A 6,762-nucleotide genomic window follows, 5' to 3' on the forward strand; every position below is an offset into this window, starting at 1 on the left:
GCCGAATTGTCAGGCCAGGATGGCCTGACTACGCAGGCGCAGGCGCAGCCGCAGCCGCGGTACTGGACCCCCGCCGCCGGCGCCTTTGCAGGCTGGCCGGACAGCCTAAAGGACTTCAAGCTGCTCGACCCCTGCTGCGGTTCAGGTCATTTCCTGGTCGCCGCCTTCCTGCTGCTGGTGCCCATGCGCATGGCGGCCGAGGGCTTGAGCGTGCGGGAGGCGGTGGACGCGGTGCTGGCCGACAACCTGCACGGCCTGGAGCTGGACGCCCGCTGTGTCGAGATCGCGGTCTTCGCCCTGGCGTTGGCGGCCTGGCGCTTCCCGGACGAGAACGGCGACCCGCTGGGCGTGCGGGCCGACATGCCCGCGCCCAACATCGCCTGTTGCGGCCTGAAGGTGGCGGCCAGCGCCAAGGACTGGGAGGCGCTGGTCCCTGATTCGCAACCCAATGCCGCACTGCTGCGGCAGGAACTGCGGCTGCTGCACGCGAGCTTTGCGCAGGCACCGCTGTTGGGCAGCTTGCTGGACCCGGCTCGCGGCCTGAAGGACGACCTTTTCAAGTCCAGCTTCGACGATCTGAAGGACCTGCTGGAGCGTGCGTTGGCGACCGAGACGCCGACCACGCTGCGGGGGGCGGAGCAGGAGTTGAACGACGACGCCTGGGATTTGGCTTTGACTGCGCGCGGTTTGCTGGACGCTGCGCGGCTGCTGGATGCGCGCTACCACTTGGTCATCACCAACGTGCCCTATCTGGCACGGGGCAAGCAGCACGAAGCGCTGAAGGCCTACTGCGATACCCACTACTCAGAGTCTAAGACAGACTTGGCCACTGTGTTCTTGGAGCGTGGCATTGAGCTATGTGTTGCCAATGGAAGCCTAGCAGTTGTCAGTCCCCAAAACTGGTGGTTCCTCGGCGGCTACCAAAAATTCCGAATAACTTTGTTAGAACTGGTGAGTATTGAGTTCCTTGTGGCACTCGGCGAAGAAGCTTGGCAGTACTTCGGGGATAGGGGGCCGCTTGCCACACTGACGTTGATTTCAAAGCGGAAGCCGTCTTCCGCGCAAATGGCATCAGGAATTGATACCCTGCTAAGAAAATCAATTGAAGAAAAGGCCGAATTGCTCAGAAGCCAAGGTCCACCCCAGCGCTTACTACAAGCGGGCCTGCGTGCCAACCCAGATAGTCGCATCGCATTTGTAGAGATTACGGCGGAACTGCTCAGCAAACACGCCGACTCCTTCAAAGGAATGTCTACCGGGGACCTGAACAGATTCATTCACGAATTCTGGGAGGTCTCTGGTAAGGATGCTGATTGGGTAAACTTCCAAGGAACGCCAGAAGAATCCTGCCTCCACGGGGGGCGCTCGCAAATCTTACACTGGGAAGGTGGCACCGGAGACATGGTGCAACAACCATCGTGCTATGTGAAGGGTGGCAGGGCTTGGGGTCGAAAGGGAGTCTTTGTGTCTCAGATGCGTAGTCTTGCTGCAACCTTGTATGAAGGCCAGCATTTTGACGAGAACGGAGCTGCGATCGTTCCCGACTCTCCAGAGAACATTGCGGCCATCTTCGCGTTTCTGAGCAGCCCTGAGTATCGGGTGGCAGTAAAAACGATTGATGCCGCAGTCAAGGTTACGAATAAGACACTCATAAAGGTCCCTTTTGACCTTGACCGCTGGATGTCCGCTGCGCAGAAGATATATCCCCACGGCCTGCCCAAGCCCTATTCCGACGACCCTACCCAATGGCTCTTCCACGGCCATCCCCAGCCCGCCACCGACCCGCTGCAAGTCGCCGTTGCCCGCCTGCTGGGCTACCGCTGGCCAGCCGAGACGGACGCCGAGATGGAACTCTCCGACGAGGCCCGCGCCTGGATCGCGCGTTGCGAGGCCCTGGCCGGCCATCTGGACGACGACGGCATCGTCTGCCTATCCTCCGTCCGCGGTGAGAGGGCCGCTCACGAACGCCTGCTCGACCTGCTGATTGCCGCCTGGGAGACCGTCGAGCCCGGCAGTTGGAAGCCCTGCATCCTGGCCAAGCTGCTGGCCGACGCCGACTCTGCCGGCAAGGACTTGGATGTCTGGCTGCGCGACAAGTTCTTCGAACAGCACGCCAGGCGCTTCCACCATCGCCCCTTTATCTGGCATGTCTGGGACGGCCTGAAGGACGGCTTCGGCGCCCTGGTGAACTACCACAAGCTCGACGCCCGGAACCTGGAGCGCCTCATCCACACCTACCTGGGCGACTGGACCCGCCAGCAGGAGGCCGGCGTGCGCGATGGCGCGGACGGTGCCCAAACCCGCCTGGCCGCCGCCCTTGACCTGAAGCGCCGACTCGAACGTATCCTGGAAGGCGAGGCCCCCTACGACATCTTCGTGCGCTGGAAGCCGCTCGCCGAACAGCCCGTCGGCTGGAACCCGGACCTCAACGATGGCGTGCGCCTGAACATCCGCCCCTTCATGACCGCCGGGGTCCTGCGCCACAACAAGAAGCCCAAACTCAATATCAGTTGGGACAAGGACCGCGGCAAGGATGTCGAGAGCGCGCCGTGTTATGGGGTGTTCAAGGGCGAGCGCATCAATGACCATCATCTCAAGCTAGCCGACAAGGCCGCGGCCCGTGCCGCGGCGAAGCAAGACCACTGATATGAACATCAACGCCTCCATCATCGACCAGCGTCTGATCGGCATTCAGGACGAGATTCGCGAATGGGCGGGCGCCGAATTGAATATCACCGCGGCCGACCGACTCAAGCCCCTGGCCTTCGTTTATCTTTGTACGAAAGTTCTGCTCGACCTGGCGCCGGAGGAAACGTTCGATTGCGTGACCGAAGGCGGAGGGGATTTTGGCGTCGATGCCATGCACATGACCGAAGAGGTCGATGGCGAGTTTGTCGTCACCCTGTTCCAGGTGAAATACAAAGCGAAACTGGAGGCGGATGCCAATTTTCCCGAGCAGGGGATTGCGGCACTCATCAATGCGATCCGGCATCTCTTCGACCCCGGGTCGGAACTCGGGGCGATCAACGACCGTTTGAAGGCGAAGGTCGAGGCCGCCCGCGCAATGGTGCGCGATGGATTCATTCCCCGGGTGCGGGCCATCGCGTGCAATAACGGGGCGAAGTGGAACGACCAGGCGCAGCGTGCGATCGAGTGTGCCAGCTTCGGTGATCAGGTGACATGGGAGTATGTCAATCATGACGTTCTGATTGGATTGTTGCAGCGTCCGCGGCAGGTCGATGACACCCTGCGGATGGTTGGTAAGGCCAATGTCGAGGACATGAATTATAGCCGCGTGTGCGTGGGGCGCATGCCGGTCACGGAGGTGGCCTTGCTCATGAAGACCCACGGCGACCGGCTGCTCGAGCGCAATATCCGGCGCTATCTCGGTCTGCACGGCAACCGGGTGAATGAAGGCATCCGCGCGACGCTACGCTCCGCCACGCCCGCCGATTTCTATTTCTTCAATAATGGCCTGACCATGATCTGCGACCACTTCAAATATAACGCCCTGCAGGGCGGGAATTTCCAGGTGCAGGCCGAGAACCTGCAAATCGTCAATGGCGCACAAACCTGCATGACCATCTTCCGGACGCTCGACGAAATGACGGCGCGCGGTGAGTCGCTGCCAACCGATGCCAGCGTGCTGGTGCGCCTCTATGAGTTGCCCCGGGAAAACGAAGACATCGTGTTGCAGATCACCCATGCCACGAACAGCCAGAATCCGGTTGATCTAAAGGATTTACGCTCGAATGACGCGGTGCAGCAGCGCCTTGAGTCGAGCCTTGATGCATTGGGCTTCAGTTATCGCCGCAAACGCATGGAGGGGCCTAGCAGGCCAATCGATATCACGTCCGGCGTCGCGGCGGAGGCCGTACTCGCAGTGTGGCGCAGCAAGCCTCATCAGGCCAAGTTCCTGACGCGGGAGCATTTCGGCAAGCTTTACTCGACCATCTTTGCGGCCGACCTGCATGGCGCCCAGGTCGTGGCGGCGGTGCTGCTCTATCGCATCGCCGAGAACCGCCGACGGCGCCCGGCTGAACAGGACCCTCCGTTGGTGCGCTACGCGTCCTGTTTTATCGCGATGCAGATGGGGCGCCGATTGCTGAAGGGTTTGAATCTGGATCTCGCGCGGTTGGATCATCGGGTCTTCACGACTGCGCGGACGCTGATCGAGGAGCAGGGTGATGCCTGGTTCCATGAGTCCGTGGCGGACATTCAACGGGCGCTCGAGGGTCTGTATGGCAGCCAGACTGTTTCTGCCCAGCAACTCGCCGCCACGTTCCGGCGCGGCGATCTCATCGAGCGCTTGCGCGCGATCGAGGTCTGATGAACACGCTGCTCGATGCGCTGTTGCACAGTCTGGCGACGGCGGCAAAGGTCAATGCGTCAGTTCAGGCGACACCGGCCGCTATCCTGTGGACCGATGCCGACCGGCAATGGAGTCCGGCCCTGCCTCGGTTGCGGCAAGCGCTTCCCGGCCTCTTGAGCCTGGGTGACTACCAACCCGCAGGAGGCCGGGGACCCGCGATCTGGCTCAAGTGTGCCGCCGCCGGACTGGTGCCGGACCTGACCACCGGTCCGGGTCCTTGCATCATCTACCTGCCCGGCGTGAGTCGTGCGGATCTGCGCGCCATCGAAAGCTGCCCGCGCGATCTCCAGCCGCTGGCGGAGTTGCAGTACCGCGGTGTGTTCTGGAGTCAGCAGAATGGCAAGGACTGGACGATCAATGCCTTCCTGACCTCCAAGAACGGCGGCTTGGGTCTGGACGTGGCGCAGGACAAGGCCACGCAGGAAGCGCTCGGCCAGGCACTAGCCGCCGGCCTGCTGCTGGACCGGCCGGTGGAAGACCTGGAGGGCCGCCGGATCAACGCCGAATGGCTGCACAGCCTGCTGGCGCCGAACCCGACGCGGGATCTCCTGGTGTGGATGGATGATCCCGATGCGGCACAGGCGCTGTGGGGCAGCGCCCGCTGGGACCTGTTCCTGAAACGGTGCAAGGCGGACTTCGGCTTCCAGCCGGTGAGCGACGGTCCCTTGGCCGCCGCCGAGCGGCTGGCCAAAGGGGAAGGCAAGTGGGCGGCCGTGGCGGAGCTCTACCGCGATTCGTTCGCGAGCTTCCCCAGGGTCTACGGACTGCTTCTGAAAGTTGCGCCGCCGAAGCAGCAGGATTTGTTCGACGCCCCCTCGTCGTTGGCCGGCTATCCTCAGGTGAACGAACAGAAGGAGGCGGCCCTGCGCTACGCGCTGGCGGCCTGCGGCGCCATGACCGGACCTCAAGCGCGCGCGGCCATTCTGGCGGCCGAGCAAATACACTCGGTGCGACGCGATTGGCTGTGGACGCGCATGGGCCTGTCCCCGCTCGGGGTGGCCCTGGGTCACTTGGCCGAGGTGGCCTCGCGCAGCTCGCAACTGCCGACCGGTTCGGTATCCGATCAGTTGGCCCAGAGCTACCAGGACAGCGCGTGGCAGGTGGACGCCGCGGCGCTTCGGGTGCTGGGGGCGGTCCAGACCAAGGCGGATCTGGATGCGGTGTCGGCGGCGCTGCGCGCCGTCTATCTGCCCTGGGTTGAGGAGTCTGCCACGCGGCTGCAACAGGCCCTGATGGCGTCAGGCGGGTTCGGCGCAGTTGGGGTTGCGTCGGACGCGACGACTGCCCCGGCGGCTGGGGTTTGCACTGTCTTTGTGGACGGTTTGCGTTACGACGTGGCGGTCGCGCTCAAGGAGCGTCTGGCCCTCACCGGCAAGGTGGAGCTGACGGCGCGTTGGACCAGCCTGCCGTCGGTCACCGCGTCAGGCAAAGCCTGGAACTCGCCTGTTGCGCACTTGGTTTCCGGCGACCAGACCGACCAGGAGTTCGAGCCGCGAGTCGCCGTTGACGGCAAGCCGCTGTCCGGGCATAACTTCCGCAAGCTGCTGGCCGATAATGGCATCCAAGCCCTGGATACGCATGAGACCGGCGACCCGTCGGGCCGGGCCTGGACCGAGGCTGGCGATCTCGATCACTACGGTCACGCCCATGGAATACGGCTCGCGCGCGACCTCGACTCACAGTTGGCCCAGGTGCTGGAGCGCATTGCCGAACTCCGGCAGGCGGGGTGGAAGCGCTTGCGCATCGTGACCGATCACGGCTGGCTCCTGATGCCTGGCGGTCTGCCCAAGTCCGAGTTGGCCACGCACCAGACCGCGACGAAATGGGGGCGCTGCGCCATCCTCAAGGAGAACGCGCACGGCACGCCGCTCACCTTTGGCTGGAGTTGGTGCGGCGCTGTGCAGGTGGCGTACGCGCCTGGCGCATCCTGTTTCATCGCCGGGGTCGAGTATGCCCATGGGGGCTTGAGCCTTCAGGAGTGCCTGGTGCCGGTGCTGTTCCTGGAGGTCGCGGGCACCGCGGCGGCGGTGAAGGCCGGCATTCGCGCCGTGACCTGGAAGGGCCTGCGCTGCCTGGTGGAGGTGGAGAGCGCGGCCGAAGGGCTCCGGGTCGATATCCGCACCAAGGCGGCGCTGGCATCCACCTCGCTGGTGGCCGGCGTGAAAAGCCTGGACGGCGGAAAGGCCAACCTGGCGGTTGCGGATGACGATCAGGAGGGCGCGGCGGCCGTGGTGGTCGTGCTGAGCCCCGGCGGCGAGGTCATTGCGAAGATGGTGACCACGGTCGGGGCTTAGACGCGGGGCCTTGATGGTCATCCCGGCCAGCTTGCGTATTGCGTAGTCAGGGCTTCCAGCCCTGACCATTTGCGTAGTCAGGGCTTCCAGCCCTGA

Annotated in this window: 3 protein-coding genes; all 3 read left to right on the forward strand. The window is 63.6% G+C overall.

Annotated elements, in window-relative coordinates:
* Positions 1–2,646: Eco57I restriction-modification methylase domain-containing protein (locus tag A39O_RS32075; protein WP_020503613.1), on the forward strand; the 2,646-nt coding region annotated here is incomplete at its 5' end.
* 1 nt (position 2,647) lies between these two features.
* Positions 2,648–4,330, forward strand: a complete 1,683-nt coding sequence (locus A39O_RS0105035; protein ID WP_026199178.1) for an AIPR family protein — start codon at positions 2,648–2,650, stop codon at positions 4,328–4,330.
* Complete coding sequence (gene pglZ, locus A39O_RS0105040) at positions 4,330–6,666, forward strand: BREX-1 system phosphatase PglZ type B (RefSeq protein ID WP_020503615.1); 2,337 nt, start codon at positions 4,330–4,332, stop codon at positions 6,664–6,666. Before A39O_RS0105035 ends, pglZ begins: the two co-directional genes overlap by 1 nt.
* Positions 6,667–6,762 lie beyond the last annotated feature (96 nt).

This window comes from Lamprocystis purpurea DSM 4197, assembly GCF_000379525.1.
In the GTDB taxonomy this organism is placed as follows: domain Bacteria; phylum Pseudomonadota; class Gammaproteobacteria; order Chromatiales; family Chromatiaceae; genus Thiodictyon; species Thiodictyon purpureum.

Bases quoted from the DNA above. Each gene is read 5' to 3' on its own strand.
- pglZ (WP_020503615.1), top strand. From the start codon at position 4,330: ATGAACACGCTGCTCGATGCGCTGTTGCACAGTCTGGCGACGGCGGCA.
- A39O_RS0105035 (WP_026199178.1), top strand. From the start codon at position 2,648: ATGAACATCAACGCCTCCATCATCGACCAGCGTCTGATCGGCATTCAG.